The sequence below is a fragment of the Candidatus Leptofilum sp. genome (assembly GCF_965223285.1).
In the GTDB taxonomy this organism is placed as follows: Bacteria; Chloroflexota; Anaerolineae; order Promineifilales; family Promineifilaceae; genus Leptofilum.
Genome location: NZ_OZ244997.1, coordinates 4,782,543 through 4,809,517 on the forward strand (window position 1 = coordinate 4,782,543; position 26,975 = coordinate 4,809,517).

Sequence of the window (26,975 nt, forward strand, 5' to 3'; positions counted from 1 at the left end):
GGATTGTCTTATCCTACCTGTTGTTACAGGTGCGCCACACTTTTCACCGTCCTCGCACTACTGTTCATAACTCTTAAGCAATCAACTTTGTAGAAAATATCACGACCTTAAATTGTCATTTCGACCAACGGGAGAAATCTCTCTAAATATAGCCAGCTTTAGGCTAGGAGATGCCCCCCAGGGATTTCTCGCCAAAAGCGGCTCGAAATGACAAGACAAGGTTATTGACCTATTCAAAAGAGGCAGTAAATGAAGCGAAAAACAGTCTTGCTTATGGCAGCCGCCATTACCCTTTTGGGTGGCTGGCTTTTAACCCGGCATGTATACGCCGCTGGCACAACAGTTATTGTAAACGGAAACGGAGATCTAAATGATTTTAATCCGGGTGACGGCGTTTGCGACGTCATACCAACCGTTCCCGGCGACCAGTGCGGCTTGCGAGCTGCCATTGAGGAACTCAATGCGCTGGGACCAGATACAACGCCTCATCGCATAGAGTTCGATATTTCTGGTACAGGTCCCTTTACCATCACACCTGCCTCAGAGCTACCAGCTATTACCGTACCAGTTGTCATTGATGGCGAAACGCAGCCGGGGGCAAGCTGCCCCACCAGCAACGACCCGGCCAATTTGATGATCGTGTTGGACGGCAGCAATGCTGGCACAACAGGCACTATAGACGGTTTGACCTTTAATGCTGGCAGCGAAGGCAGCACCATTCGGGGATTAGTGATTGGCAACTTCGACGCTGCTGGCATTCGCCTTCTCAGCGATGGAAATATTGTCCGCTGCAACCACCTGGGCGTTGGTGTGGATGGTTTATCTGGCATGGGGAACGATTTTGGTGTGTATATTGTATCCGATTCCAACATCATAGGTGGAGACACTGGTTTAGATCAACGAAACGTGATTTCTGCCAATACGATGAATGGAATTCGTATATTACCAGGGGATGATAATCGTATTCGGGGTAATTTTATTGGTACAACGGCCAACGGGCTAGACGACCTGGGCAACAACGGCGGTATCTATGTTGGCGGAGACTTCAATAGCATTGGGGATGGGGGTGCCAATTCCCTGGCTGGCAATGTCATTAGTGGTAATAATGATTACGGCATCCGCGTGAACGGTGGCCAAGGCAATATCCTCCGAAGTAATTTTCTTGGCGTAGCCGAAGACGGTGTGACTCCGTTACCGAATGCAGACGGTATTGAGTTAGTAGGGGAAGCTTTGGCAAATTGGGTGGGGGGTACATCCGTAGGTCAAGGAAACCTGATTGCCCATAACTCCCGGCATGGCGTGACCGTGTATGCAAACATCGTAGGTGTTCCGGTGCAAAATGAGATTCGAGGCAATGCCATTTACGCCAACGGCATCTTGGGCATTGATCTGGGAGAAGATGGCGTAGACACGAACGATCCCGGTGACGGTGATGGTGATGAAAATGAACGCCAAAATTACCCGGTTCTGGTAACGTCTCCTGGCAGCATCATTGTTGATGTTTCGCTTGATAGCCAGCCAAATACCGTTTACCAAATTGATACTTATCTCAATGACAGTTGTTCTCCGTCTGGCTTTGGTGAGGGTCAAGAGTATCGCCTCACCTTTCCGCAGCAAACGGATAGTCAGGGTCAGCTGCAATTTCAATTTAGTCAAGGTGGCGTAACTGGTCGCTACTTTACAGCAACGGCTACCGACCCAGATGGCAACACCTCGGAATTTTCAAACTGTGCCTTGCTGGAGGATGCGCCAACGCCGACGCCCACCAGCACAACGACACCTACGGCGACTGCAACTGCATCGCCCACACCCACGGTGACAAGCACTGCCACCAATGATCCCTCATCGACGCCTACAAACACGGGCACCCCAACAGCGACTGCCACAGTAACGCCTACGCCCACTGCTACGCTGCCACCAGAGATTACACCGACGCCAACAGCGACTGTGTCGCCCACGCCTGACCCGCCGCAAAATAATGATTTCTTTATCTATTTACCTTTGGTCATGAAGTAAACAGTTGAGCAAATCACGAGAAGATTTTTAAAATAAGCAAACCTTCTTTGCGGTGATTTGCTTAAGTAAAAGCGGGAGAAATGGCTCCACGTGTTTTTAAGAACTTTCCCGCTTTTACATATCTTATCAACCAAATAAAGGAGTAAAACCATGAGTATCGATAATTTAGAAGATATCCGTACGGCCGTTTTGAATTACGTAGATTCAAACGTGACCATCACCGTAACCAACCTGCTTTCCGCAGGCACGACTATCAATCCCGGTGAAGGGTTTAGCCTCAAGCTCAATGCAGCGAATGCCAGCGCGGCTAATGGAGGCATTCCCTTAAAAAACATCGTCTGGTGGGTCTCGGCGCAAGATGAAACCGTCTTCAAACTGATTGTGCCCGATGAACCGTACGTCGCCCGCAGCGGCTTGTCCAAATCATCACCCAAGTTGACGCCTGGCACACAGGTTGATGAAATGTACATCTTCCCCCGTGCCGTTGATAATTACCTGGGCATTGGCGACACAGATTCCCTAACCATCAGCTGCAAAGCCGGGTCTGGTTCAACCGGCGGTGCCTGCTTCATCTTTGCCAAAGTGTATGCCAGTGTTGATGACGCCTGGCTCATCCCCAAAGATCAAGATTCGATAACAGGCGGTAGGTATATCGAAGTTGTTGGCTAAGTACAAACCAGCAAGTTTTGTCGGATGCGTCGCCGCGGATTCTTTCCGCGCCACTGGAGCGCAGTAAGAAACTGTAGCTACATCCAGCGAATCATATTTGTTTGTACTTAGAAGGCGATGCTGATGCCCCGCTACCTTGTTGAACAAACCTTCCCCGACGGACTTACACTTTCCATCGATGAAGCGGGGGCACAGTTTTGCCTGAATGTAGTGAGCAATAATGAGCTGGACGGGGTGACGTGGCTTCACTCCTACGTTACCCCGAACCGGCGCAAAGCCTTCTACATTTGCGATGCGCCCTCACCCGAAGCCATTCGCCGCGCCGCCCGGCGCAGCAAGCTGCCAGTAGACCGCATCACGGAGGTACGCATCCTTGATCCCTACTTTCTACTTTAGTCCTACAAAGGTACCAAGCACCAGCTTGATTAGCGAACAAGAAACAATGTAATAAAGGAATGACCATGCAGATCTTCTTGGGTTTATTGATGGGAGTCGTCTACGCAGCGGCACCTGGGCCGGTAAATATAGAAACGATTCGACGCGGTGTGAAAGGCGGCTTTATGGATTCCCTGGCTGTGCAAATAGGCTCCTCTGTAGGCCGGATCGTGTATGCGCTTTTAGCGCTGTTGGGTGCGGGGCTGCTTTTGCAGGGGGAATCGCTTCAGTTGGCGATAGGTGTGTTTGGCACGACCGTTCTCTTTTATCTAGGCGTCAATGCGATCCGCGACTGGCGTGGACTGGTTAATCAGGCGGGCGAAGTTGGCGCACAGACAGCTCCTTCTCGCCATGCCTTTTGGACGGGCGCGACGCTCTCTCTGGCTAATCCGCTGGCTATCGTTTTTTGGCTTTCAATTGGGAGCCGAGTGGCTCAGGAACCGGGGTTAGAGAGCACGACTTTTCTGCTCGGATTCTTTGCTGGTTGTGCGGTTGTGTCGTTGTTTGTATCTGTTTTTGCCAGTTTTTGGCAGACTCGCCTTACAACCAAAGTCGCCTTATCTGTTTCCTGGGTTTGTGGCTTGGTGCTGATTGGCTTTGGCTTAAGGCTTGGTTACGCTGTTGGGCTAACATTCAATTTCTGGTAGAGAGAATTGAGTCCTAAGTCCTCACTGGGCCGGGCCTGTCTGCCTGAAAAGGTACGCAACCTGATGTCAAAAACTTATTCGCGATTTTCAATTCTTGCTTTTGTTGTGCTTATTGCTCTGCTCATTTTATATGGCCTGCTGGTTCATTTAGAGCCGGTTCGGGCACGGCCGTTTACAACTTTCACCGTGAGCAATACCAATGACAGCGGCGCGGGTTCGCTGCGGCAGGCGATTTTGGATGCCAATGCCAGCGCAGGTGACGATCTGATTGAGATTACGGCCGTTGGCACACTCACTCTCCTTAGCCCCCTCCCCACCATTACAGACACCTTAACGATTCAAGGTTCAGGTACAGATCTGTTTATCATTGATGGGCAGAATTTGCATCGTGTGTTTGAAATTGGGCTGACGGCCGTAACCCTCACCGATCTCACCATTCAGCAGGGCAGCGCTACCGACGCCGACGGCCGGGGCGGCGGCGTGCGGAGCGGTGGCACTGGCTTGACCTTGAGCAACGTGAAGGTTTTGAGCAGTACGGCGCAAAGTCATGGAGGTGGGGTCTATGTAACCGGTGGTCTAACGGTTTTGGATAGCTTGTTTCAGAACAATCACAGCACCAGCGGCGCAGGGGGTGCAATCTTTAGCGGCGGTGTGACGACGATGACAGACACACAGTTTGTGGACAACAGTTCTTGGCTAAGCGGCGGCGGCGTGTATGTTTTGGGCGAATTGCACATGACCGATGGGCTTTTTCAGGGCAATCAAAGTTTGTCCAATGGGGGTGGCTTGTTTAGCTTTAGCCAGACCACCCTGCAAAATACCCAGTTTCTGAGCAACACAGCGCAAAATCAGGGCGGTGGTGCCTCGGCGCCTGGTGTGCTAACCATCACCAATGGGCTGTTCCAAAATAACCAGACGATTGTGGGCACGGGCGGGGGGCTGTTTGGTCAAGATTTTGCCACGCTGCACAGTACGCAATTTCTCAGCAACACGGCCGCAAGTAGAGGTGGCGGCATCTATATGCTGGGCGCAGTGACGCTAACGAACAGCCTAATTGAGAACAACCAAAGCCTAAATCAAGGTGGCGGACTTTACGGCTTTGGCGCAATCACAATTGACCGCACTCAATTTTTAGGGAATATGGCAGTCGAGGGTGGTGGCGTATACCAGGGTTTTGATAAGGACAGCCGTTTCACCAACAGTCTCTTCGCCGATAATCAGGCCACAAACGACGTAGGCGCGGCCGTCGAGGTGATGAGCGGCACAGTAGGCATCACGAATACGATTATTGTCAGCCACGCCATTGGCATTAGCCAAACCAGCGGCCTAGTGAGCCAAGATTACAATCTCTTTTTTGGCAATGGTGTGAATACACAAGGAACCGTTTCTGGTGGCGCAAACAGCTTAACAGATAATCCGCACTTCCGCGACAGCTACCATTTAGATGTTGGCTCAGCCGCAATTGATGCGGGAACCGATTTAGGTGTGCTGACTGATTTTGATGGCGAGATACGGCCGTTAAACGGTGGCTTCGATATTGGTTTCGACGAAATCAATCTGGCTGACTTTTTGCCCGCCAAGCTCTATTTACCGCTGATTAATCGCTAACCATTTTTAGAAAGTGATAAGCTCCCGGCACAATTTCTTGGGGTACGGCCGTTCCTTGCGCGTCTAGTTGAGTCATCATTGCCTGCATTTCGTCCGCAAGCTGAGTGAGGAAGGCAAATTTAGAGGCCTTTGTGGGCAAGACGACCGATTCCTGATGAGTTAGGGGAAGCTGAAGCAGCTGTTGGGTTTTGTGAAAATCCCCAATGAAATAGGGCAGATAGGGAATGCCCTCATCATCCGGCTGCCGCCAAATTTGCTTGGCAGAAACCATCAGCATCATCCAAAAATAGCTGATGAAGTGCATGGGCTGATTGATTAAATTCGGATCAAGCTCACCACCAGGAAACTTTATGGGTTCAGCCACTTTTGGAATGCCAGCCTTGTCAAAAAGTAGCGTAGTATCGGGTGGACGAACGGCCGCAGCGCGGGGCTGCCAATACCAATCCACATGGTGTGGGGCTGTTGGGGCATCAAGCTGGACGGCGAGATACACTCCGTTTGGCGGGGCGTTGTGGGATGCTTCCAGAAATAGGACGGCCGTACCTACCCTCTCAACAAACGCCCTCTTCTCTGCGACGATGGCTTCATAAGCCGCATCCTCCACAATCACCCACAGATCAATATCGCTTAAAGCATCCTCCTCGCCACGCCCTTTGGAGCCAAAGAGCCAGGCTGCCACGATACGGCCGTCTTGTTCCAGCGTTACGTGTATTTTTTGGAGGAGAACGGCCGTTTCGGCCGCATAAGTTTGTATCAGTTCATTCATTTCGCTAACCTGATTTCCGCTTTGACAACCACCCAGTGGGCGGCTATAATTTCCGTTCGTGTCGGAGTTTCTACCACTGCTCCGGCAAATTACAAATTTTCATGCCGGCATCTACCATTTAGGTGCTGGTTTTTTTTGGAGGCACAACGTGTACGCAATTGTAGAAAGTGGTGGCCGGCAATACCGCGCCGAAGAAGGGCACAGCTTCTCCGTCGAAAAGCTGCCTTTTGAAGTCGGTGAGCAGATTGAACTAGAAAATGTCTTGCTCCTGGCGAATGGCGATGAGGTAACAGTTGGTCAACCAAACGTGGCAGGTGCATCTGTCAAAGCAACTGTTGTAGAACAGTATCGTGGTGAAAAGATTTTTGTATGGAAATATAAGCCCAAGAAACGGTATCGTCGGCGTCAGGGTCATCGGCAGAGCTACACCCGGCTGCGGATTGACGAGATCGTCGCAGGTTAGTACAAGGAGCGAGTGACATGGCACATAAGAAAGGTGCAGGTTCAACGAAAAACGGCCGTGATAGCAATTCTAAGCGGCTTGGCGTAAAAAAATATGGTGGCGAGTATGTGATCCCCGGTAATATCATTGTCCGGCAACGTGGCACTAAAATTAAACCGGGTACTGATGTTGGTATCGGCAAAGATCACACTATCTTTGCCATGATTGAAGGAAAAGTAACTTTCGAGACGAAACACGGCCGTAAATACGTTAGCGTGTATCCCATCGAAAGCTAAGGAAGGCGTTGGTAACATGAAACAAGATATTCATCCAAAATGGTATCCCGACGCCAAAGTTGTGGTTGATGGCGAAGTCGTCATGACTGTTGGCTCCACCCAACCGGAAATCCGCGTGGAAATCTGGTCTGGCACGCATCCCTTCTACACCGGCACTCAGCGTCTGGTAGACACCGAAGGGCAAGTAGACCGCTTCATGCGTCGTTTGCAGAGGCGCCAGGAAATGGTCAAGCAGGAAGAAGAAGTCAAGGAAACGGCCAAACCCGTGAATCTGGAAGTAGATGGCATGGATTTAGGCACCCGTGCGACCAAAGCGTTGAAGGAAGCCGAACTGACCACCGTTGGCGATGTCCTCGAACTGCTAAACCAGGGTGAGGATGCGCTGCTGGCATTGCCCGGCATTGGCCAGAAGGCACTCATTGACATCAAGCGCTTCCTTCGCTCCGAAGGGCTCATCGACTAAATTCGGTCGGGAACGATTAAAAAGATAAAAGGGCAGATGCGAATTCGTATCTGCCCTTTCGTATTTTGGGGGTTAATAATTGGTTGCAGGTGGCTAGTTGTTGGCAATAATCATAAGCGACGAAAAACTAACAACCAGCAACTTATGAAAGGAGGAAAAATGTCCAAACATTCCAAAGGCCGCATTGAGGTCATTTGTGGCAGCATGTTTAGCGGTAAAACGGAGGAACTGATTCGTCGCCTGCGCCGTGCCCAAATTGCCCGCCAGCAAATTCAAGTGTTTAAGCCCATCATTGACAATCGCTACCATGCTGAAAAGGTGACCTCACACAACGGGGCCGATTTTGAAGCACTCCCCGTGGCTTCATCCCAAACGATTTTGGAAACGCTGGATGCGGACACAACAGTAGTGGCCATTGATGAGGTGCAATTTTTTGATACGGTCGTTATCGACATTTGTGAACAGCTAGTGGAAGACGGCCGTCGTGTGATTTGCGCTGGGCTGGATATGGATTTTCGTGGCGTACCGTTTGGCCCCATGCCCGACCTGCTGGCTCGTGCCGAACAAGTCAGCAAACTGCACGCCATTTGCGTATCCTGTGGCGAGGATGCCAGCCGTACACAACGCCTCATTGATGGGCAGCCTGCCGCCTTTGACGATCCGGTGGTGCTTGTGGGGGCTGCAGAAGTGTATGAAGCGCGCTGTCGTGAATGCCACCAGGTTTTGCCCGCCCGCAACGGAAGCCATTAGCCCACTCCACGGGAGGAGAGAATCATGATGAGCCAGAATCACCAAGATTTATACCAGGATATCGACCATATTTTGATTTCTGAGGAGCAGTTACAGCAGCGCGTTGCAGCCATTGCCGCAGCCATTGAGGCGGATTACGCAGAAGATGAGGACCTGCTGCTGATTTGTGTGCTAAAGGGTGGTTACATTTTCTTATCTGATTTAAGCCGTGCCTTGAAACGGCCGCACCATCTCGACTTTATGGGCATTTCCAGCTACGGTGGCGGCACAACTAGCCGGGGTGCGGTACAAATCATCATGGATTTGAAGCAGCCATTGGCTGGGCGCAATGTACTCATTGTAGAAGATATTATCGACAGCGGTCACACACTGAGCTATCTGCGCCAAAATTTATTGGCGCGGCAGCCCGCCTCGCTCAAAATTTGTACGCTTCTCAACAAGCCCTCCCGCCGCGAGGTTGATGTTGCCGTTGATTACATTGGCTTTGATATTCCCGATGAATTTGTCGTGGGCTATGGCCTGGACTTTGACGAACTGTACCGCAACTTCCCGTTCATTGCCGTGCTCAAGCCAGAAGTTTTCGCCCACTTGAATTTGTGATTGAAGTCATCTGACATATACATAAATCCTAATCTTTTCAATTTTTAAGATTTGTATGAGAGACAAACGCTTCAAGGCCGAACATCTCGGTGGCTCGCTTAGCTTAACAAACCATCGTTTGCTTGCTATTTGGGCAGCAGATTGTGTTGAGCACGCACTTTCATTATTTACCAACGAATATCCTGAAGACGACCGACCGCGAAAAGCTGTTGAGGCTGCGCGAGCTTGGTCTCGTGGCGAGATTCCTGTTGGAGAAGCAAGGGCTGCAGCAATTAATTCACACGCATCTGCGCGAGAGGCTGAGCTTGAACCTGCTCAATTTATTGCACGCGCAGCAGGCCATGCTGCTGGAACTGCACATATGGCTGACCATGCCCCAAATGCCGCACTCTATGTCATTATGGCTATAAAAGCATTGTCCATACAAGACGATAAAGATTTGTTAGTTGAGAAAGAGCGTGAATGGCAACGACAACAGTTAGCAGAGGGGATTAAAGCGTTATTGAGAAAATTTTATGAGCAGTAATCAACCAGATTTATCCCCATATGCAGGCCGCTGGGTGGCCCTTTATAACACCCAAGTGACCGGTGTTGGGGAATCGCCAGAGGCTGCCCAGCAGATGGCGCGGCACAGTCGCCCAAAAGAGCGATTTACGCTGCGTTTTGTGGATGATCCATCTGGAGAACCATTGCTGCTGTCGCCGCTACTGGCGCAGTTACGGCCGTTGCTGCAAACGCAATCTCAACCCGTCTACCTGGTCGGTGGGGCGGTACGGGATGCGCTGTTGGGGCGTGTCAGTCATGATTTAGACTTTGTGGTGCCTGCCAACGCCATCAAGCTGGCGTTTCAGGTAGCAGACGCGCTAGGCGTGCCTGCCTACGTGCTGGATCGGGAGCGAGACACGGGGCGGGTGATGTTGCCCGAAGTAAACACCAGCCTCGACTTTGCGCGCTTTCGCGGCCCGGATTTGGCGACCGATCTGCGGGACCGTGATTTGACGATTAACGCGATGGCGTTGCCTGCAACGGCCGAAACCACATCTGGGCTCATCGATCTGTATGGGGGGAAGGCCGATTTAGCTGAAGGGATTGTGCGCATCATTCATACGCGCAGCCTGTTGGATGATCCGGTGCGCAGCCTGCGGGCAGTGCGGCTGGCACACAGTTTGGGTTTTCGCCTCGCGCCAGAAACAGAAACGGCCGTTCGCGCTGCTGCTTCTCACCTCCACCAAATCTCTGCTGAGCGCATTCGGGACGAGTTGGTGAAGCTGCTGGAAACGGCCGTGCCCCACCGTGCCGTGGCTGATTTAGCAACCCTGGGCTTGCTGGCCGAAATTTTGCCAGACATGATGGCCTTGAGCACTGTAGAGCAATCTGCTCCTCATCACGAACCAGTTTTTGCCCATACCCTCACCGTGCTGCGCTGGCTCATCATGGTAGAAGAAATTATTGAGCCACAGGGTTCACAGAGAAATGAGAGGAAAACCTCTGAATCTTCCGTACACTCTGCGGTAAAAGAAATCCTGGAGCCGTACGCGCCGCAAATTCAGGCGATGTGGCAAGAAGAAGTGGATGGTGGGGTGAACGGCCGTACGCTTCTGCGTCTTGGTGCGCTCTTCCATGATGTTGGCAAAGCCCAAACCCAAACCATCGAAGCAGATGGGCGAATACGTTTTCTGGGACATGAAAAAGCTGGAGCTGATTTAGCTGGCCGCATCTTGCGCCGCCTCACGTTTAGCAATGAGGTCATTGGCCACGTGAAGAAAATTGTGGCTGGGCATATGCGCCCGCTGCATTTGGCCAACAGCGGTGGCAAGCTGTCGCGGCGTGCTGTTTTTCGCTTTTTTCGGGCAACCGGTGCGTCTGGCGTAAACATTGCGCTGCTTTCCCTGGCTGACCACCTGGCAACCTACAGCGGCACGGGGCCAAATGCACAGTGGCAAGCGTTGCTGCGCGTCGTGTCAGGATTGTGCCACCATTATTTTGAACGACATGAAGAGACAGTAGCACCACCACCGCTGGTAGACGGCCGTACCCTCATGGAAGCGTTACAGTTAGAACCTGGCCCGGAGGTGGGGCGGCTCCTGCGTTTGATTCAGGAGGCACAGGCAGCGGGTGAGGTGGATACGGCCGTTGCCGCCATAGAATTTGCCCGAAATTGCCACGATTAGCCCAAGCATGGGCTTAACTCCGTTTTTAGATAAGTAACGTTTATGAAAATTGGCCATCTAACTGTGTAGAGTTCGCTAAAAAAAGATATACTTATGTGTAAATCCACTTACGCTCATCAAAAGTAGATTTACACAATAATGTGATTTCTTGCAATGGAACAAAAAAGCGTTCAGAAACAGCTTGAAGTCGCATAGCTCTTCCAGAACCTGATATTTACCCACAAACTATGATTCGGAGGCAATCATGTCAAAAGACACCCTAACTATTACCGATAATCGGACTGGCCGAACTTATGAAATTCCCGTGGAGCATGACACTATTCAAGCGATGCACCTACGCCAAATCAAAGTGAACGAGGATGACTTTGGGATGATGAGTTATGATCCGGCTTTCAAAAACACGGCCTCAACCAAAAGCACCATTACCTACATTGATGGCGATAAGGGCATTTTGCGCTACCGAGGCTATCCCATTGAACAATTGGCCGAAAAATCAAATTATCTTGAAGTCGCCTATCTCATCCTCTACGGTGAGCTACCCACCAAAGAACAGTATGACGAATGGGAACATGTTATTGTGCACCACACCTTCGTCCATGAGAACATCACCCAGCTCATGAAGGCGTTCCGTCATGATGCCCACCCGATGGGCATGTTCATTGCCACTTTGGCGGCAATGTCCACTTACTACCCGGAAGGGCGCAACATTTCTGATCCGTGGATTCGTACCAAGCAGATTCATCGGCTCATTGCCAAATTACCAACCGTTGCTGCGTTCTCTTACCGTCATAGCCGGGGCTTGCCCTACGTTTACCCCGACAATGATCTGAGCTACACGGGCAACTTCCTCAGTATGTTAGACAAGATGACGGAAGTGAAATATAAGCCAGACCCGGTTTTAGAACGTGCACTGGACGTTTTGTTTATTCTACACGCCGACCATGAGCAAAATTGCGGCACGGCTACCATGCGCGTTATTGGCTCTAGCCACACAGACCCGTACACGGCAATGGCCGGTGCGGCCGCAGCATTGTATGGGCCACTGCATGGCGGTGCTAATGAAGCTGTGCTGCGAATGCTCATGGAAATTGGGGATGTGAAAAACGTGCCTGAATTCATCAAAGGGGTGAAGAATCGTGAGCGGCTGTTGATGGGCTTTGGCCACCGGGTGTACAAAAATTACGATCCCCGGGCGCGAATCATCAAGCAGGTTGCTGATGAGGTATTTGAAGTAACAGGCAAAAATCCCCTGCTGGCCATCGCTTTAGAGCTGGAGCGGATTGCGCTGGAGGATGATTTCTTTGTGCAGCGAAATCTGTACCCCAATGTCGATTTTTACTCTGGTATTATTTACCAGGCGATGCGCTTCCCAATTGCTATGTTCCCGGTACTGTTTGCGATTCCACGTACAATTGGTTGGCTGGCACAGTGGGTAGAAATGCTGGAGGATTCCGAGCAGAAGATTGCTCGGCCCCGCCAGATTTATTTGGGTGAGGGTGAACGGGATTTTGTGCCGATGGCAGACCGGTAGTTAGCTTGCAGTAAACAGTAATTGGTAAAGAATGAGACGGCCGTTTCCCGCAAACGGCCGTCTTTTTTGTTTTACACTTGCTGCCGTCCGGAAAATCCGGTGTGCAATTCGTGGAAATACTCAACTTTATCTTCACCGTATTTCCAGCAGAGGTAAACGTCACGGCCGTTTCGCTCAGACAAAAAATCTAGCAAACCTGCATTCACATCTTTAAGCAACACGCCATGCGTCTGAATCTGGTTAATCATCCGCTCAATGGCCACAAAGTCTTGCGTCAGCGTTGAAAGCTCAGCACTACCAATATTGCTGCGGTAATCGCTAAGAAGATGACCCAATTGTTTGGCTAACCGTGAAGCTCGCGCACGTCTAGTGAGCAGCTTCTCCATGAGCGGTTCAAGGGTAGGTAACAAGGCGTTGGCTTCTTCAACAGTAAAATATTTCATCTGGAATTTGTTTAGGCAAATTGTTACAAAAAAAGCGGGGCGCACAACACGCCCCGCCGAAAAATCTAGCAAACGGTGAAAGGAATGCGGCGTTTAGCCACAGCTACCACAACCTCCGCCAGCACCGGTAGCAGCTTCCTGGCTTCCAGCAGTCTTGAAAGAAGTGCCGCAGCCGCAGCTAGAAACTGCATTGGGATTGTCAATCTTAAAGCCGCCACCCATGATGCTGTCTTCATAATCAATCGTGGCCTCGTTCAAGTACATCATGCTGGTAGGGTCAATGAAAACTTTGACGCCACCTTTTTCAATGACGTGGTCGTAAGGGCGTGGTTCCGCTTCTAATGCCATGCCGTACTGCATCCCAGAGCAGCCGCCGCCAGAAACAAACACGCGAAGCCCGTGGTTCGGTACTTCCTTTTGAACCAGGAGGTTCTTTACGGTGTTAACAGCTGCGTCTGTCAGATTAATTGTTTCTACATCTACGTTCGTTTGTTCAAGAAGGTCCATAATTCCTTTCCTTAGTTTGTTTGTTTGATTATTGCCTCCGCATTCTAGCAAGCAACCGGACTCGTGTCAATTTATATCAACAATTTCTTATCAAATAGCAAGCTGGCAAATCTTTCAAGATTATGGGGCACGGACGAAGAGGAAAACGGCCGCATTTTCTGCTTCATATTGGTCCACAACGATGTAGCCGGGGCTGGCTTCTGCCAAGGCTTGAACAAGCTCTTCATCCTCCCGCTGGTAAATGTGCGACATAGCCAGCCAAAAGCGAGGCGCGTCGTTAACTGCCTGATGAATTTCGGACACTTTTTCTGGTGTGGGCAAGTTGCGGAACCAGGTGCCGTAGATGGTCTCTAGCGGAGAGTTGCCTTGGTAAACTTTATACGCTGGCCCTGCACCGTAATAAACATACACAACATCATCTGGTTGGGCTTGCTCGTTCAAATATGCCACTGCTGGCCGCAGCGATTCACGCGGCAGGCTCAGCCAGGGGTTCAGTTGGGCTAACTGGGGCCAAAAAAAGAGCTGGACACCAACCAGCAGAATTCCCAAAGCGTAGGCTATCACAGGCCACTTCCTCAGATAATCGACCCCTGCAGCCATCAGCATGAAAAACAGGGGAAGCACAGCCAACGCATACCGCTGCCCGATGGGGTAGATGCCAATAAACCGGACGAAGAACAAGATCAAGACGGCTCCCCAAAAGTAGACTGTCAGGTGGCAGGTTTTCTGGTTGTTGCGGCACAGGTGGATTGAGCCAACGGCCGTTACCAGCAGAAAGAATAGCGGCATCCATCGCCAAGGTAAGCTGCTGAATGGAAAGGTGAAGAAGGAGATGAAGCCATCCAGAAATTGAGTGTCGAATTGCTGTATGCTAGCCAGCCAGCCTGGATTGACAAAGAGCGGCTCTAACCCTTTGTTGGTAGAGAACCGATTCATGTGGATGGCTAGCTGTGTGAAATAAAGCAGTGCAATGCTAAGACCAATGATGAGATGTGTAATGAGGAAACGGCCGTACTGAACCCGCTCCTTTCTCTGCCAAAGACGCCACAATAAATGCAAATCCAGGACGGGCAGCAACCAGGCTAGGCCATAATATGAATAAAGCGAGACGATGATGACGGCCGTTAGAACAATCCAATCACGAACAGTGCCACGACGACCAACCTGATCAAAGGAAGCGAGCAGCAGCAGTGCCAAAAACACCACAAAGCTGTACTGGCTAACCTCTTGTGCATAATAAATTTGCACAGAGGAGACAGCCATGAATAGTGCTGTTATCAACCCTACGGTAGGCAACTTTTGCCTGGCCAGCCAGGCGTACGATAAGTAAACAGCCCCGCCGCTAAACAGTGCCGAAGGTAGGCGAAGCCAAAATTCGTTTACGGTAAGCTGGGCAATTGGAAACAGCAACAAGCGATACACTGGGGGATCCGCGCCATCCGTGACAAACAGCACATCGGGCCAAGGCGTGAGGGAGCGCACCACCTCACGCGCTTCGTCAAACCAGTAGCTATGCTCGCCAATGCCCCACAGCCGCACCAAAATAGCCAGCGCGGTAAGAACGAAGATAAACCAACCAAATTGGGTCTTTTGGCGAGATGTTGAATTGCCTGTTGAAATAGTCACAAAAATTGTCCTGATCATGAATTGATGACAGTTTTCAATTCTAACGTACACAAAAATTTGCGGCACTTTTTGTTTAGTATGTGCTTTGTCGGCAGATTGTGGGCATGATACAATTTTCACAATCCCAAGGAGATGGTTCACGATATTTTATCTGCGATTGAGCAGGGCTTAATAATCTGGTGTGAATCTGCTCTGAAAATCGTAAGGAAAACAAGATGCTAAAAACACATAGCTGCGGTGAACTGCGGCTTGAAAATGTAGGTGAAACAGTCACATTGGCAGGTTGGGTAAACCGTCGCCGGGATATGGGCGGCGTGGTATTTATTGACTTGCGTGACCGGGATGGCAAGACGCAAGTGGTGGTAAACGCTGGTCGCACGGCTGAAGGCTTTGGCGTGGCAGAGCAAATCCGCAGTGAATATGTGGTTCAGGTGACGGGTGAGGTTGGCAAACGGCCGTCTGGCCAGGAAAATGAAAATCTGGCCACTGGCGACATTGAGCTGCTGGCAGACTCTGTTGTCGTGCTGAATCCAGCTAAGACGCCTCCCTTCCTCATTGACCGAGATGACGTGGTAGATGAAAGTTTGCGCCTAAAATACCGCTACCTGGACTTGCGCCGCGAGCGAATGCAACGCAATTTAGTTATTCGCCACAAAGCAATCAAATTTATCCGCGACTTTTTAGACCAGCGTGGCTTTTTAGAAGTAGAAACCCCCATTTTGTTCAAAAGTACGCCTGAAGGGGCACGGGATTATTTGGTGCCTAGCCGCGTACATCCTGGCCAATTTTATGCTCTGCCGCAAAGCCCGCAGCAGCTTAAGCAGCTCCTCATGGTGGCTGGCTACGAGCGGTATTTCCAGATTGCCCGCTGCTTCCGGGATGAAGATTTACGCGCTGACCGACAGCCAGAATTTACCCAGCTAGATATGGAAATGAGCTTCGTCGAGCGGGATGATATCCTCAACCTGATCGAGGCGTTGATGAAGGGCATGGTGAAACATGCCAGCCTGGTGCCTTTGGCCTACGAACAGTTCCCGCGTTTGAGCTACGCTGATGTAGTGAACCGTTACGGCACCGACCGCCCCGACCTGCGTTTTGGTCTGGAATTGGTAGACATTTCTGAAATTGTGGGCAGCAGTGCCTTCCGCGTATTTGCTGAAAACGTGGCAGCTGGCAATCCGGTGAAGGCGATTTGTGTGCCGGGCTGCGGCAGCTACAGTCGCAAACAGATGTCTGAATTAGAAGACATTGCCAAGGATGCTGGGGCCAAAGGCTTGGCGTGGCTGGCTATTCACCCCGAGACGGAAGAAGTGCGAGGCCCTATTGCCAAATTCTTCACGGTAGAGCAGCTTATTGCGATTACGGAAACAATGGAAGCTGGCCCCGGTGACCTGATTTTGATTTCTAGCGACAAAAAAGCGGTAGTGCATGAGGTGCTGCACACCATGCGTACCGAAATGGGCAATCGGCTGGGTCTAACCAACACGAATACATTGGCATTTGCCTGGGTGGTGGACTTCCCACTGTTTGAGGAAGAAATGGAAGATGGACATTTTGCCCCAAGCCACCATATGTTTACGGCTCCCAAGCGGGAGCACATTCCGCTGCTGGACAGCGATCCTGGCCGGGTGCTTAGCGAGCAGTATGATCTGGTATGCAATGGCTTTGAGGTGGCTGGCGGCAGTATTCGTATCCACGAACGGCCGCTCCAACGCAAAATCATGGAACTGATCGGCTTCTCTATTGAAGAGGCCAAAGAGCAATTTGGTCACATGCTGGAGGCGTTTGAGTATGGTGCACCGCCACACGGTGGCATCGCCCCTGGCATTGACCGCCTGGTAGCTCTGATGGCGGGCGAACCCAACATCCGTGAAGTGATGGCCTTCCCCAAGACGGCTCAGGCCACTGACCTGATGGCGAGTGCGCCGTCGCCCGTCGTGAAAAAGCAGCTTGATGAGCTGCATATTGCTCTGGCGGTTAAAGAGAAAAAAGCATAGGGAGATATTGAGTAATTGGGTGATTGGCTTGCCGCCAAAAATTACCCAATTACCCAATTACATTCTTGAGTTTCTGCCAGATTCCTCCAAGTTTGTCTTGAATAGCCAGGGCATGCTTAACTTCCACGGCCAGATGCTCTTGCCAGTAGTGGGTGGTTTTGGCAACGGCCGTAATCACATTCTTAATCTCCTGCTTCAACCTAAACGCATCCCCTACCGGCACAAACAGGAGGTTGCTTTCGTGCCTGGCCTGCACATTTTCTTCCTCGATGGCTTCTGCCAGCCAACGCGCTTGCCCTGCCGAGTCGCATTCAATTTGTAGCCAGCCAGGTTCGGCGGGAACGGCCGTCATTGCTGCCACCTCCCAAATGCCCCGTGTAATTTCGCTAACGGCAAACTGGTATGCCTTGCTGGTGACGTCTGGGTTTTGCTGTGCCTGCAAAAAGTCGCCTCGGTGGGGTGGCCCGCCGTCCAGGGCCAACACGCAAAATGAATCCCACATATTGCCCCAATCAATTGCGCCATCTTCCCGGTAAACAATGGGGCCAGCGGGCATGGGGGCCGCCTTGTTTGCCAAGTTGGTTTCATTTTTGTGGGTTTTGGATAAGTTGAGTACCATAATTACGCTCCTTAGAAAAAAATTGCCACAGAGAACACAGAGGGATAAGAGAAATCTGTTGAATCTGGGTTTTCGTTATTGGCAAATGTGTGATTATTTTGGTGTACGCAGGAACGGCCGTTTTGCATTCATTGGCTCGCTACAGATTCAAACGTCTGATTCCTGCGTATTGCCAGACAGAGGAAATAATCCATGCACAAAGAATGGTACGGCCGTCAGCGAGGCGTTGTTAAAAGATGACTGTCGCTGATGAAACGCTGATGGCTCAAGTGGCGGCTGGCGACAGCCAAGCTCTGGAAACCTTGTATGATCGCTACGCTCCCATTTTGCTGGGGGTGGTTTTACGCATTGTGCAGCAGCGAGTCGTCGCCGAAGAAATTGTGCAGGAAACGTTTTGGCGCGTCTGGGACAAGGCTGCCACATTTGATGCCGCGCAGGGGAAATTCAGTACCTGGATGTACAGCATTGGCCGCCGCTTGGCGATTGACACCACGCGGCGGCAAAAGGTGCGCCCAGAAGCGGCGGGCAGCGAAGCTGAAGAGGAACAGATGCTGCGGGAGCCGGACAATGCCGATGTGGTAGAAGCGGCCGTTTTACGGATTGTGCAAGCGCGGGTGCGGTCTGCCCTGACTGAGTTGTCGCCAGAGCAGTATCAGGTGATTGAACTGGCCTACTTCAAAGGGTTAACCCGGAAAGAAATTGCCCAGGCGATTGATAAACCGCTGGGAACAGTGCACACAAGAGCCAGACTCGGCTTGCAAAAGCTGCGCTCGGCATTGGCAGCGGCAGGTATGGAATCATGAACAGACGAATCGAAGAAGAACTATTCCCATTTTATGCCCTGGGTGCATTAACCGATGAAGAAAAAGCGGAGGTTGAAGCGTACATTGCTGCCGATTCAGATGCCAAAGCACGTCTGGCTGCGCTGCAAGAAACGGCCGCTCTCCTACCAAATGCCGTTGAACCCGTAGCCCCTTCACCCAATGTGAAAGCCAATTTGATGGCGCGGGTGCAGGCCGACCCGCGTGGAGCTTCTGCCCTGGCCACCCCTGTACCAAAAATGGATAGGCAACGGCCGTCCCCACCGCCGCTCTCTTGGTGGGACAAATTCCGCCAAAGTTTTGCCCTGCCCGCGCTGGCCGGAACGGCCGTCCTCGCTGCAATCTTGCTGTTCATCTGGGCAAATTCATTGACTCGGCAACTCGATGATCTTCAGGCGCAGGTTGCCGATCTGAGCAGCGACACAACCGTGCTAGCAGACCAGCTAGAAACGTTACAAACCGACAATGACGAATTGCGTATTCGTAACGAACTGCTTCAGCAGGAGCTGCAAGCCCAAAATGACATCTTAGCCTCTTACCAGACCCCCGGCACCAACACCCTGGCAATTGGCGACAACAGTGGCGAAAACCCAGATGCACGCGCCACGCTTACGGTTTCTTCTGAAACTGGCACAGCTACCTTTATGGCCGACAATTTGCAGCCGCTCACGGCTGATCAGGTTTACCAACTGTGGATTATTCGCGGTGATCAAACATTGAGTGCGGGTATTTTTGAGGTGGATGAAAACGGCCGTGTCGTCCTCGACATTGACCTCTCCCTGGCAGCCACCTACGATGCCGTTGGCGTCTCCATTGAACCCGCAGGCGGCAGCGAACAGCCCACCCCCGACCAAATTATCCTGCTTGGAGTTGCCTCGTCATAAAAAACTATACAGGGGCATTTACGCAAACAAGTCCCCCCTTATACCAATTCATTTAAGGCGACCCAACGCCTCTCCTTATTCGACAAATGTACTGCACTGATAACCTGTTGCACCTTCAAGCCGTCATCCAGACTTGGCAAATTTGGTACAGTAGCATGGGCCTTGTCGCCTCCTTGGATAGCGGTGACAAAATCGGCGATTAATCTGTTCCAACTATATTGCATCAGGTCTACCTCATTGGGAACTTGGTCTGATACGGGAGTTTCCAATGTTATCGCTTCACTCTCGCCAAGGCGTTGTTGGACTGTGGTTTCATGAGTCACTTTCAGTGTCCCGGTTTCGCCACTAATGATCAGACTCCTTTCCGGTAGTCCAGCCGTTACCATATATCGAATATCGGCTAAAATACTTTTAGTAAGTTCAGCTAGCATTATAGAGGTGCCGCCTGCGACTTCAATCTCCGGCGCGAGAGGAAGCGATCTAGAAACTAACTGGCTGACAACTTGTTTGAAATCACAGCCGGTTAAAAAGCGAATACAGTCCAAATCGTGGCTAACAGCTTCACCCAAAATACCATCACTTTGATCAAAGTCCTTAATCCATGGTCGTTGTTCAACAAACTCTCGCGGAAAATCGGCATCCCGCCATTCCAGGCTAACATCAAGGATATTGCCAATTTGCCTGTTTTCAATCGCTCGTTTAGCCGCTTGATTTCCCGGACTATAACGCCAATTGAAAACAGTAGCTGTAACCATATCGGTCTGCTTGGCTGCATGAGCTATTGTGTCAACATCGGTCAAACCGACTGTAATCGGCTTCTCTACCAGAACGTGACATCCTTGTTCCAAGGCCATGAGCAGAGGGTCACGTCGCAAAATTGACGGTGTTGCTAGGCTAATAACATCCACCTCGGCTTTTTCAACCAACTCGCGCCAGTCATCATAAATCTTGACGCTTGACTCATTGAGTTGGCTGGCCAATACATCCGCATGAGTACGAGTGCGGCTCCAAAGCGCGGCTATTTCCACATTGGGCAAACCTGAGAAGGCGTTAGCGTGACCACCGCCAGCCCATCCTGCTCCCAGAATACCAACCCGCAATTTTTCACTCATAATTGATCCTTCTTGTTTCTACACTGTCTGCCCGAGAATTACTTTCAAGAGAACAAAAAGCTCATACAAGTCATTTTATTTCAAAGGACTTTTTGTTGTCCACATACTATCGTCGGGCGTTGTCTTAACTATAGTCAGTAGATCGAAACGAGTAGTTCGCATCCTCAGATGCGAACCGGGCATCTGAGGATGCCCACTCCTCCATATTGAATGCAAAACCAACCCCGCTGCGTAATCCTCCATGAATCGCACCAACCATCATTCCCAGCGATGAATGCAAAAAGAAACGTGGTGCGTAATCAGCACCAGATTCCAAATGAGGAGGTGTTGCATGGCTTAGACCTACCTGTTTGTTCTTGTTGTAGACACCCACCGATTGAAATTTTTAAGGAGCAAAACAAGATGAAAAAGATTCGCAATATTGCAGTTTTACTGTTGGTTGCTGCCGCGATGGTTGTGGGGCTTTCGGCTACTACCATTGGCGCGGCTGACCATTTGGACGCGCCGCTGATTCAGGCAGACGGCCGTACCGACATCAACGACATCTACGCCTTTATTAACGGCGACAACACCGTCATGGTGATGACCGTGAACCCGCTGGCTGGCGTACTCAACGGCACCGATTTGCGGCCAAACAGCCCGTATGAGTTTGTCATTGATAACGATGGCGACTTTGTCGAAGACATTGTTTACCGCGTGCAGGCCAGCGGCCGAGATGCCCAAACCATCACCCTTTATGATGTGGGTGCCTTAAATCCCCGCGTTGCGCGCGGCACGGCCGAGGCAACCATCCCGGTTTCCGGTGGCGGTTCCCTGTTTGTGGGCTTGCGCGACGATCCCTTCTTCTTTGACCTGGTGGCCTTCCAGGATCAGGTTTTGGGCGCAGGTGGCAGCCGCACCTTCTGCGACGGCAATGAGAACGACTTCTTTGCTGGCGCCAACGTCACCGCCATTGTGCTAGAGGTGCCTAGCAACCACCTAACGGCCGCTTCCGACAACATCAACATCTGGGCACGCACCGCCGACCGCTGGGGCATGATTGACCGCATGGGCAAGCCCGCGCTGAACACCGTCCTCATCGGCTCTGGCAACAAAGATGCCTACAACGCCACAAATCCATCTGGCGACGTGGCGGCCTGGTCAGACGAATTTGAAGCCAATCTGCTCTTCCTGAGCGGCCTGGACGGCTCTGGCTACACCGAAGCCGAAGCAGAATTTGTCACCAGCTTGCTGCTGCCAGACGTGCTGGCGCTGGACACCACCTCCACGGCTGGTTTCACGACTGCGCCGCTGAACGGCCGTCAGCTAGCCGAAGACGTGATTGACTTTGAACTGTTCGTCGTCACCGGCGGCTTGGGCGCCAACGGCTCCCCCGTCCTCACCAGCGACTGCGTGGATGCCAACGACGTTCCCTTCCTGACGAGCTTCCCGTACCTGGCTCCGGCGCACTAAAACAATCTCATAGTAGCCGCGGTTTCTTACCGCGTAGTCAAACGCAGTAAGAAACTGCGGCTACTACCAAGGATTTGGCTAATGACCACTCGCAAAACGATCATTCTGGTGATGGCAACGGCCGTTTTCATCCTCGGCTCTTATCTTTTCAATTCATACAAAGCTACCCCCGCCAATGCCAATCCAGAACAAATTACAATCCCTGTAGAAAGTGTGCCGCCGAGCAGCGGCATCAAAAGCAGCGACGAGCAAATCGCCTTCTGGCAGCAAAAAGTGCAGCGGGACGACCGCGACTACGTCAGCCTCACCTATTTGGGGCAGGCGTACCTGCAACGCGGGCGCGAAACGGGGGACGCGGCGGCCTACAGCCGGGCGCAGGCTGCGCTAGAGCAGGCACTTACCATCAACCCCAACTACGAACTCACCCTTTCTTACCTGGGCGTGACCCAAATGGCTCAGCACGATTTTGCGGGTGCGCTGGCCACCGCCCAGCGCGTTTACGACTTTGATTCCGGCGCAATGCAGGCGTTGGCCACCATCGGCGATGCCAGTTTGGAGCTTGGCCGTTATGAAGAAGCAGAAGCCGCCTACCAAACCTTGCTGGAACAGGCTCCGGGAGCGGCCGTTTTTAGCCGCGCCGCCCGGTTAGCCTGGGTTCAGGGCGATCCTGTCGCCGCCATTTCGTGGATGCAGCAAGCCGTCGCCGCTGCCGAAGAAAGTGGGCTCACGGGCGAACGGCTGGCCTGGTATCAGTTCCAGCTAGGTGAGCTGCATTTTAAGATGGGCGATATTGAAGCCGCGCAGATGCAGCACGCTGCCGCCAAGCAAACGTGGCCTGATTATTACCTGGTGCTGGTGGGGGAAGGCAAAGTTGCTGCTGCCAACGGCGATTTTGATCAAGCCATCGCCTTATATGAGCAGTTGGTGGAACGCTTGCCGCAGCCGGAGTTTGTGGCGGCTTTGGGTGACTTTTATGCGCTGGCGGGTGATAAAACGGCCGCACAGCAGCAGTACGACACCGTGCAATTCATCGCCGATTTGGAAAGCACTGATGCGGCACTGGTGGGTCGTCAACTGGCACTCTTCTACGCCAACCACGACACCAACTTGGACGAGGCCTTGGCTGCGGCTCAAGCAGAGCTAGAAAGCCGCCCAGACGTGTACGGGTATGATGCGTTGGCCTGGGTGCTGTTTAAGAACGGCCGTCTCGATGAAGCCGCCGCCGCCAGTGAGCAAGCCCTCCAGCTTGGCACACCCGAAGCTCTTTTTTACTACCACGCCGGGATGATCGCCGCCGCTCAGGGTGAGGCGGAGCTAGCCAAACAGCACCTAACGCAAGTGCTGGAACTCAACCCCCACTTTGACTTCCGCCAGGCTCAAATTGCCCAGGAAACTTTGGAAAACCTGCCCTAAAACGTAGCCGTGGATTCTTTCCGTGCATATTTTTCGCGGAAAGAATCCGCGGCTACATATTGGAGTTATCATGAAATTTAAACGAACTGTTTCTATTTTGGCCGCGCTGCTGGCCTTGTTTGTCCTGGCACCCGCTGCCTGGGCGCACCCGCTGGGGAACTTCACTATCAGCCGCTATGCACACCTGACTTTGCTGCCAGAGACGGTCGAACTGCTGTACATTATCGACATGGCGGAGATTCCTACCTTTCAGGAACGGCCGTACACAGACCCAAACGGCGATGGCACGATAGACGCTGCCGAAAGCGAAGCCTATGCCAGCCAGCAAGTAACCCAACTGGCGCAAAACTTGTCTCTGCTGGTTAACGGGCAAGCTGTCGCCGTCACACCCCAATCGTGGACGATAGCGTTTCCGCCGGGGCAGGGAGAGCTGCTCACCCTGCGCCTGGAACTGTTGGCAACGGCCGTACTCCCCCAAACCGACCAGATTTGGCAGCTAAATTACACGGACAACAACTTTCCGGATCGCTTAGGCTGGCAAGAAACGGTGGTTACGGCCGTTGCTGACCTGCAAATTGTGCAAAGCAGCGTCCCCACACAGGACGTAAGCAATCAGCTCCGAAATTACCCAGAAGATTTGCTGCAAGCACCGCTGGCGGTGAATACAGCCCAGGTACAGTTTGCTCTGGCGGGAGTAGCACTGTCGGCTGGGGAGATGGAGAGTGTGGGGGTGGAAACGGCCGTCACCCCCGATACCAATCGCTTCAGCCAGGACGAATTTGCCAATCTGCTCACGACTACGTTAGACCAGCCCGGTGCGATTGCCATTGCCCTGATTCTGGCTTTTGGCTTAGGTGCGGCACACGCGCTCACCCCCGGCCACGGCAAAACGATTGTGGGCGCGTACCTGGTTGGCTCACGCGGCACGCCCAAACACGCGCTTTTTCTCGGCCTAACGACAACCATTACCCACACGGCTGGCGTGTTTGCTTTTGGGTTACTGGTGTTGTTTGCTTCGCGCTACATTTTGCCCGAAACATTGTATCCGTGGCTAGGCGTCTTATCCGGCGTGTTGGTGGTGGGCATCGGCTTTTCACTCTTTCGCGGACATCTCAGCAGTTGGCTGCACCGCTACCAACCCGCCGAGCATGAGGAAGGATACCATACCCATTTTGGCATTGGCCACACCCACACGCCCAAACCAGAGATGGGCTGGCGCAGCCTATTGGCATTGGGCGTCTCGGGCGGCTTGCTCCCCTGCCCCTCAGCCCTGATTTTGTTACTGAGTGCCGTGGCGTTGCAAAAAGTGGGCTTGGGCCTGATTTTGATTGTGGCCTTTAGCATCGGCTTGGCTAGCGTGCTGACCGGTATTGGTTTGGCAATGGTATACGCCAGTAAATTGTTCTCACGCTTGCCTGCAAATCAGATTGGGTTGATGCGGCTGTTGCCTGCTGCCAGTGCATTGTTTATCACAATCGCAGGCATCGGTATCACAATAAAAGCCTTGTTGGATACTGGCGTTTTGTAGCTCATATTTCGTTACCAAGCGATGTGACGAGTGGCTTGGGTAGGTTAGGGGGATGCCATGAATGCGTTCCGGATGTTTTCCATCCGTTGGCGGTTGGCATCAAGATCGCTGTACCCTAACCGGGAAGCGGAGCGAAACTGAATAATGCTTTCTGCGTCATTGAATTGGAACTCCACATCGTCGATAAACTTCCACAAGCCGGAGCGGGCTTCGGCGTGAATGTAGGTGGACGTTTGGCTAATGACGGTTATGCTGTCGTCAGCTTCTAAAATGGCTAAGATTTTTGCATAGGCTGTGGATGTGTCGCCATCATACGCAATTGGTTCAATGCCGTGCAGTTCAGTAGTGGCCTGGGTAGAAACACAGTTGGGGCTATCGGGGCAGGGGGCGAAACGGCCGTCTACCATTCCCAAATTATCCGGCGGCGGGCTGCTCCGTTCTATCAGCCAGCGCAGTGGAAAAAAGGCCACAACGCTACCAATGGTCAAAAAGGCCAAAATTTTTAGCAATCTAGACATCTACAAAAATCTCCTGTTTTTCTTTGATTGTACTGTTGAGGAAGTTGGGGCTGGGGGATTTTCAGGTTGGCTTAATCTCGTTTAAGCCACAGGGCCACCAAAAACGCCAGCAGCGCAACCCCTGCCGAGATGAGGAACGTTTCCGTGAGGACAGAGACGGTAACTTGAGTCAGTCCATCGGCCAGTGCTTGTTGGTAAGTGGGGTCGCTTAGCGGCAGGTCGGGCAGGTCGATGAACTTGCGCAGAATCTCGAAGCGGTACAGCCCCCAAGCCGTGAGGCCAGATAGCCCCACGCTCATCCCCATGAGGCGCAGCACAATGACCAGGCTGCTGGCGACGCCCCGCTGGTGCTCTGGGGCCGCGTTAATCACGGCTGCGCCAATCGGGGCAATGACCAGACCAAAGCCAATGCCCAGCACCACCAGATGGGACGCCATGTTGAGGTACGGCGTGTCTACTAGCCAGAGCCAGCCCATCAGCCCCATGCCCGCGGCGCAAAACGCCAAGCCAACGGCCGTTACTGGTCGGTAACTCATGCGCTCAGTCAGTTGGCCACCTACCCAGGCCATAACGGCCATTGCTCCCGTCATGCCGCTGAGTAGATAGCCGCTGGTGAGAGCGGCCGTTTCCACATCAAACTCCAGCACATTCACCAGCAGCGGCACGTTCACCATGGCAATAATCAAGATGCCGCCAACCAGAAAGTTGATGAGAATGGCAGGGGAGAAGTTGCGGCGGCGGAAGAGGGTGAGGTCGATGAGAGGTGGTGGGGGTGACAAGGTGATGGCGTTCTGCGAACGCAGGTGACCGGGTGAAGGGGTGATCGACTCTAAATTATGATGATTTGCTTGTTTACCAAGGTAATGTTGGATGGCAAGGAAGATGGCAAAGGTGATTGCGGCGATGGCATAGAGCAGAGCGGTGTTGGTGCTGGGTTCGTTGCTTTGCAGCTGGGCAAAGCCGCCTGCGGCCTGCACGTCGCCACTGTTGAGTAAGGCAATGTTGAGGCTGATCAAGGAGATGGTGAGTACGGCCGTTCCCACCCAGTCAATCCGCTCCCGTGTTTTTGGCTCTGGCAAGTCACGTAATGCCCACCACGCCGCCGCAATCCCAAACAGGCTCAAGGGGATGTTTAGGTAAAATTGCCACTCCCAGCTCAAAAGGCGAATCAGCAGTGCGCCATAGAGTGGTCCCCACACCCAGCCTGCTGTATCAATGGCACCCAGCGCGCCTAATGCCGAGGCCCGCTTCTCACGCGGATACACATCTCCAATAACCGCCATTGCCACAGGCACCATCGCGCCGCCGCCCAAAGCCGTCAGCACGCGGCCTACGATGAAGCTGTTGAGGTCTGGCGCAAACGGTACCCAGATGGAACCCGCTAAGAAGAGCACCAGCGAGGCTACATATACATTGCGTCGTCCCCAAATGTCGCTCAAACGGCCGATAAACGGCATGACCACCACGTAGGCAATCAGGTATGCATTCACAATCCAGGCGGCCTGGTCCAGCCCATCGGGTAAGGGAATCTCCAAGTCGAAGATGATTTGGCGCAGCATGGTAGAAACCACCGTTAAATCATCGGCGGCGACAAAAACACCAAAGGCCACAACAAATAAAATAGTTCGGGGGGAGGGTGTGCGGCGTGTGGTAGAGGTCAT

Annotated in this window: 27 protein-coding genes; 19 read left to right on the forward strand and 8 right to left on the reverse strand. The window is 52.2% G+C overall.

Going from position 1 to position 26,975, the window contains the following annotated elements:
* Window positions 1-249: 249 nt before the first annotated feature.
* From ACOQPU_RS21460 to ACOQPU_RS21480, 5 genes are all read left to right on the forward strand, one after another.
* Complete coding sequence (locus tag ACOQPU_RS21460; RefSeq protein ID WP_420641882.1) at window positions 250-2,016, forward strand: hypothetical protein; 1,767 nt, start codon at window positions 250-252, stop codon at window positions 2,014-2,016.
* Between the two features lie 150 nt (window positions 2,017-2,166).
* Complete coding sequence (locus ACOQPU_RS21465; RefSeq protein WP_420641883.1) at window positions 2,167-2,685, forward strand: hypothetical protein; 519 nt, start codon at window positions 2,167-2,169, stop codon at window positions 2,683-2,685.
* Window positions 2,686-2,808: 123 nt separating this feature from the next.
* Complete coding sequence (locus ACOQPU_RS21470) at window positions 2,809-3,081, forward strand: DUF4242 domain-containing protein (RefSeq protein ID WP_420641884.1); 273 nt, start codon at window positions 2,809-2,811, stop codon at window positions 3,079-3,081.
* Between the two features lie 65 nt (window positions 3,082-3,146).
* Window positions 3,147-3,767, forward strand: coding sequence for a LysE family translocator (locus ACOQPU_RS21475; RefSeq protein ID WP_420641885.1), 621 nt, complete (start codon window positions 3,147-3,149; stop codon window positions 3,765-3,767).
* 63 nt (window positions 3,768-3,830) lie between these two features.
* On the forward strand, window positions 3,831-5,375 hold the full coding sequence (locus tag ACOQPU_RS21480; RefSeq protein ID WP_420641886.1) for a choice-of-anchor Q domain-containing protein: 1,545 nt from the start codon (window positions 3,831-3,833) through the stop codon (window positions 5,373-5,375).
* Here the strand turns inward: ACOQPU_RS21480 and ACOQPU_RS21485 are convergent.
* Window positions 5,365-6,231, reverse strand: a complete 867-nt coding sequence (locus ACOQPU_RS21485) for a nucleotidyltransferase domain-containing protein (protein ID WP_420645861.1) — start codon at window positions 6,229-6,231, stop codon at window positions 5,365-5,367. The two genes, ACOQPU_RS21480 and ACOQPU_RS21485, sit on opposite strands and share 11 nt — an antisense overlap.
* 58 nt (window positions 6,232-6,289) lie before the next feature.
* Between ACOQPU_RS21485 and rplU the strand changes: the two genes are divergently transcribed.
* The 8 genes from rplU to ACOQPU_RS21525 all read left to right on the forward strand — a co-directional run bounded on the left by rplU (window position 6,290) and on the right by ACOQPU_RS21525 (window position 12,394).
* The gene (gene rplU / locus ACOQPU_RS21490; RefSeq protein ID WP_420641887.1) at window positions 6,290-6,604 is read left to right on the forward strand and encodes a 50S ribosomal protein L21; all 315 of its coding nucleotides are present in this window, start codon (window positions 6,290-6,292) and stop codon (window positions 6,602-6,604) included.
* Between the two features lie 17 nt (window positions 6,605-6,621).
* Window positions 6,622-6,879 carry a 50S ribosomal protein L27 gene (gene rpmA, locus ACOQPU_RS21495; RefSeq protein ID WP_420641888.1) on the forward strand — a complete coding sequence of 86 codons (258 nt, stop codon included), beginning with the start codon at window positions 6,622-6,624 and terminating at the stop codon, window positions 6,877-6,879.
* A 16-nt stretch (window positions 6,880-6,895) separates the two neighbouring features.
* A complete protein-coding gene (gene rpmE, locus ACOQPU_RS21500; protein WP_420641889.1) occupies window positions 6,896-7,342 on the forward strand; it encodes a 50S ribosomal protein L31 in 447 nt (148 codons plus the stop codon).
* Between the two features lie 159 nt (window positions 7,343-7,501).
* Window positions 7,502-8,092 (forward strand): thymidine kinase, encoded by a 591-nt coding sequence (locus ACOQPU_RS21505; RefSeq protein WP_420641890.1) that lies wholly within the window; start codon window positions 7,502-7,504, stop codon window positions 8,090-8,092.
* A gap of 24 nt (window positions 8,093-8,116) precedes the next feature.
* Window positions 8,117-8,692, forward strand: coding sequence for a hypoxanthine phosphoribosyltransferase (gene hpt, locus ACOQPU_RS21510; RefSeq protein ID WP_420641891.1), 576 nt, complete (start codon window positions 8,117-8,119; stop codon window positions 8,690-8,692).
* Window positions 8,693-8,747: 55 nt separating this feature from the next.
* Window positions 8,748-9,218, forward strand: a complete 471-nt coding sequence (locus ACOQPU_RS21515) for a putative immunity protein (RefSeq protein WP_420641892.1) — start codon at window positions 8,748-8,750, stop codon at window positions 9,216-9,218.
* A complete protein-coding gene (locus ACOQPU_RS21520) occupies window positions 9,208-10,863 on the forward strand; it encodes a CCA tRNA nucleotidyltransferase (RefSeq protein ID WP_420641893.1) in 1,656 nt (551 codons plus the stop codon). Before ACOQPU_RS21515 ends, ACOQPU_RS21520 begins: the two co-directional genes overlap by 11 nt.
* Window positions 10,864-11,107: 244 nt before the next feature.
* Entirely contained in the window at window positions 11,108-12,394 is a 1,287-nt protein-coding gene (locus tag ACOQPU_RS21525; RefSeq protein ID WP_420641894.1) for a citrate synthase, read from the forward strand.
* A 71-nt stretch (window positions 12,395-12,465) separates the two neighbouring features.
* Here the strand turns inward: ACOQPU_RS21525 and ACOQPU_RS21530 are convergent, their stop codons facing one another.
* The 3 genes from ACOQPU_RS21530 to ACOQPU_RS21540 form a co-directional block, all read right to left on the reverse strand.
* Window positions 12,466-12,837 (reverse strand): DUF2203 domain-containing protein, encoded by a 372-nt coding sequence (locus ACOQPU_RS21530; RefSeq protein ID WP_420641895.1) that lies wholly within the window; start codon window positions 12,835-12,837, stop codon window positions 12,466-12,468.
* Between the two features lie 93 nt (window positions 12,838-12,930).
* The gene (gene erpA / locus ACOQPU_RS21535; RefSeq protein ID WP_420641896.1) at window positions 12,931-13,344 is read right to left on the reverse strand and encodes an iron-sulfur cluster insertion protein ErpA; all 414 of its coding nucleotides are present in this window, start codon (window positions 13,342-13,344) and stop codon (window positions 12,931-12,933) included.
* Between the two features lie 120 nt (window positions 13,345-13,464).
* Entirely contained in the window at window positions 13,465-14,970 is a 1,506-nt protein-coding gene (locus ACOQPU_RS21540) for a glycosyltransferase family 39 protein (protein WP_420641897.1), read from the reverse strand.
* A 215-nt stretch (window positions 14,971-15,185) separates the two neighbouring features.
* Between ACOQPU_RS21540 and aspS the strand changes: the two genes are divergently transcribed.
* Complete coding sequence (aspS, locus tag ACOQPU_RS21545; RefSeq protein ID WP_420641898.1) at window positions 15,186-16,967, forward strand: aspartate--tRNA ligase; 1,782 nt, start codon at window positions 15,186-15,188, stop codon at window positions 16,965-16,967.
* A 49-nt stretch (window positions 16,968-17,016) separates the two neighbouring features.
* On the opposite strand, the gene ACOQPU_RS21550 is transcribed toward aspS, so the two are convergent.
* Window positions 17,017-17,586 carry a hypothetical protein gene (locus tag ACOQPU_RS21550; RefSeq protein WP_420641899.1) on the reverse strand — a complete coding sequence of 190 codons (570 nt, stop codon included), beginning with the start codon at window positions 17,584-17,586 and terminating at the stop codon, window positions 17,017-17,019.
* A gap of 236 nt (window positions 17,587-17,822) precedes the next feature.
* Here ACOQPU_RS21550 and ACOQPU_RS21555 point away from each other — a divergent pair, with 236 nt between their 5' ends.
* Together ACOQPU_RS21555 and ACOQPU_RS21560 are read left to right on the forward strand one after the other, a co-directional pair.
* On the forward strand, window positions 17,823-18,389 hold the full coding sequence (locus tag ACOQPU_RS21555; protein ID WP_420641900.1) for an RNA polymerase sigma factor: 567 nt from the start codon (window positions 17,823-17,825) through the stop codon (window positions 18,387-18,389).
* Window positions 18,386-19,291, forward strand: a complete 906-nt coding sequence (locus tag ACOQPU_RS21560; RefSeq protein ID WP_420641901.1) for an anti-sigma factor — start codon at window positions 18,386-18,388, stop codon at window positions 19,289-19,291. The genes ACOQPU_RS21555 and ACOQPU_RS21560 overlap by 4 nt, the downstream gene beginning before the upstream one ends.
* Before the next feature lie 38 nt (window positions 19,292-19,329).
* On the opposite strand, the gene ACOQPU_RS21565 is transcribed toward ACOQPU_RS21560, so the two are convergent.
* Window positions 19,330-20,403 carry a Gfo/Idh/MocA family protein gene (locus tag ACOQPU_RS21565; RefSeq protein ID WP_420641902.1) on the reverse strand — a complete coding sequence of 358 codons (1,074 nt, stop codon included), beginning with the start codon at window positions 20,401-20,403 and terminating at the stop codon, window positions 19,330-19,332.
* Between the two features lie 402 nt (window positions 20,404-20,805).
* Here ACOQPU_RS21565 and ACOQPU_RS21570 point away from each other — a divergent pair, with 402 nt between their 5' ends.
* The 3 genes from ACOQPU_RS21570 (at window position 20,806) to ACOQPU_RS21580 (ending at window position 24,796) form a co-directional block, all read left to right on the forward strand.
* Complete coding sequence (locus ACOQPU_RS21570) at window positions 20,806-21,855, forward strand: DUF4331 family protein (RefSeq protein ID WP_420641903.1); 1,050 nt, start codon at window positions 20,806-20,808, stop codon at window positions 21,853-21,855.
* 81 nt (window positions 21,856-21,936) lie between these two features.
* Window positions 21,937-23,268 (forward strand): tetratricopeptide repeat protein, encoded by a 1,332-nt coding sequence (locus tag ACOQPU_RS21575; protein ID WP_420641904.1) that lies wholly within the window; start codon window positions 21,937-21,939, stop codon window positions 23,266-23,268.
* Window positions 23,269-23,338: 70 nt separating this feature from the next.
* Complete coding sequence (locus ACOQPU_RS21580; protein ID WP_420641905.1) at window positions 23,339-24,796, forward strand: nickel/cobalt transporter; 1,458 nt, start codon at window positions 23,339-23,341, stop codon at window positions 24,794-24,796.
* Between the two features lie 44 nt (window positions 24,797-24,840).
* Here ACOQPU_RS21580 and ACOQPU_RS21585 read toward each other — a convergent pair whose 3' ends face one another.
* Entirely contained in the window at window positions 24,841-25,314 is a 474-nt protein-coding gene (locus tag ACOQPU_RS21585; RefSeq protein WP_420641906.1) for a DUF1499 domain-containing protein, read from the reverse strand.
* A 71-nt stretch (window positions 25,315-25,385) separates the two neighbouring features.
* The gene (locus ACOQPU_RS21590; protein WP_420641907.1) at window positions 25,386-26,975 is read right to left on the reverse strand and encodes an MFS transporter; all 1,590 of its coding nucleotides are present in this window, start codon (window positions 26,973-26,975) and stop codon (window positions 25,386-25,388) included.

Excerpts from the sequence above, each read along its gene's own strand:
- ACOQPU_RS21460 (WP_420641882.1), top strand. The coding sequence starts at position 250 with ATGAAGCGAAAAACAGTCTTGCTTATGGCAGCCGCCATTACCCTTTTG.
- ACOQPU_RS21465 (WP_420641883.1), top strand. The coding sequence starts at position 2,167 with ATGAGTATCGATAATTTAGAAGATATCCGTACGGCCGTTTTGAATTAC.
- ACOQPU_RS21470 (WP_420641884.1), top strand. The coding sequence starts at position 2,809 with ATGCCCCGCTACCTTGTTGAACAAACCTTCCCCGACGGACTTACACTT.
- ACOQPU_RS21475 (WP_420641885.1), top strand. The coding sequence starts at position 3,147 with ATGCAGATCTTCTTGGGTTTATTGATGGGAGTCGTCTACGCAGCGGCA.
- ACOQPU_RS21480 (WP_420641886.1), top strand. The coding sequence starts at position 3,831 with ATGTCAAAAACTTATTCGCGATTTTCAATTCTTGCTTTTGTTGTGCTT.
- rpmA (WP_420641888.1), top strand. The coding sequence starts at position 6,622 with ATGGCACATAAGAAAGGTGCAGGTTCAACGAAAAACGGCCGTGATAGC.
- rpmE (WP_420641889.1), top strand. The coding sequence starts at position 6,896 with ATGAAACAAGATATTCATCCAAAATGGTATCCCGACGCCAAAGTTGTG.
- ACOQPU_RS21505 (WP_420641890.1), top strand. The coding sequence starts at position 7,502 with ATGTCCAAACATTCCAAAGGCCGCATTGAGGTCATTTGTGGCAGCATG.
- hpt (WP_420641891.1), top strand. The coding sequence starts at position 8,117 with ATGATGAGCCAGAATCACCAAGATTTATACCAGGATATCGACCATATT.
- ACOQPU_RS21515 (WP_420641892.1), top strand. The coding sequence starts at position 8,748 with ATGAGAGACAAACGCTTCAAGGCCGAACATCTCGGTGGCTCGCTTAGC.
- ACOQPU_RS21520 (WP_420641893.1), top strand. The coding sequence starts at position 9,208 with ATGAGCAGTAATCAACCAGATTTATCCCCATATGCAGGCCGCTGGGTG.
- ACOQPU_RS21525 (WP_420641894.1), top strand. The coding sequence starts at position 11,108 with ATGTCAAAAGACACCCTAACTATTACCGATAATCGGACTGGCCGAACT.
- ACOQPU_RS21530 (WP_420641895.1), bottom strand. The coding sequence starts at position 12,837 with ATGAAATATTTTACTGTTGAAGAAGCCAACGCCTTGTTACCTACCCTT.
- erpA (WP_420641896.1), bottom strand. The coding sequence starts at position 13,344 with ATGGACCTTCTTGAACAAACGAACGTAGATGTAGAAACAATTAATCTG.
- aspS (WP_420641898.1), top strand. The coding sequence starts at position 15,186 with ATGCTAAAAACACATAGCTGCGGTGAACTGCGGCTTGAAAATGTAGGT.
- ACOQPU_RS21550 (WP_420641899.1), bottom strand. The coding sequence starts at position 17,586 with ATGGTACTCAACTTATCCAAAACCCACAAAAATGAAACCAACTTGGCA.
- ACOQPU_RS21555 (WP_420641900.1), top strand. The coding sequence starts at position 17,823 with ATGACTGTCGCTGATGAAACGCTGATGGCTCAAGTGGCGGCTGGCGAC.
- ACOQPU_RS21560 (WP_420641901.1), top strand. The coding sequence starts at position 18,386 with ATGAACAGACGAATCGAAGAAGAACTATTCCCATTTTATGCCCTGGGT.
- ACOQPU_RS21565 (WP_420641902.1), bottom strand. The coding sequence starts at position 20,403 with ATGAGTGAAAAATTGCGGGTTGGTATTCTGGGAGCAGGATGGGCTGGC.
- ACOQPU_RS21570 (WP_420641903.1), top strand. The coding sequence starts at position 20,806 with ATGAAAAAGATTCGCAATATTGCAGTTTTACTGTTGGTTGCTGCCGCG.
- ACOQPU_RS21575 (WP_420641904.1), top strand. The coding sequence starts at position 21,937 with ATGACCACTCGCAAAACGATCATTCTGGTGATGGCAACGGCCGTTTTC.
- ACOQPU_RS21580 (WP_420641905.1), top strand. The coding sequence starts at position 23,339 with ATGAAATTTAAACGAACTGTTTCTATTTTGGCCGCGCTGCTGGCCTTG.
- ACOQPU_RS21585 (WP_420641906.1), bottom strand. The coding sequence starts at position 25,314 with ATGTCTAGATTGCTAAAAATTTTGGCCTTTTTGACCATTGGTAGCGTT.
- ACOQPU_RS21590 (WP_420641907.1), bottom strand. The coding sequence starts at position 26,975 with ATGACCTCTACCACACGCCGCACACCCTCCCCCCGAACTATTTTATTT.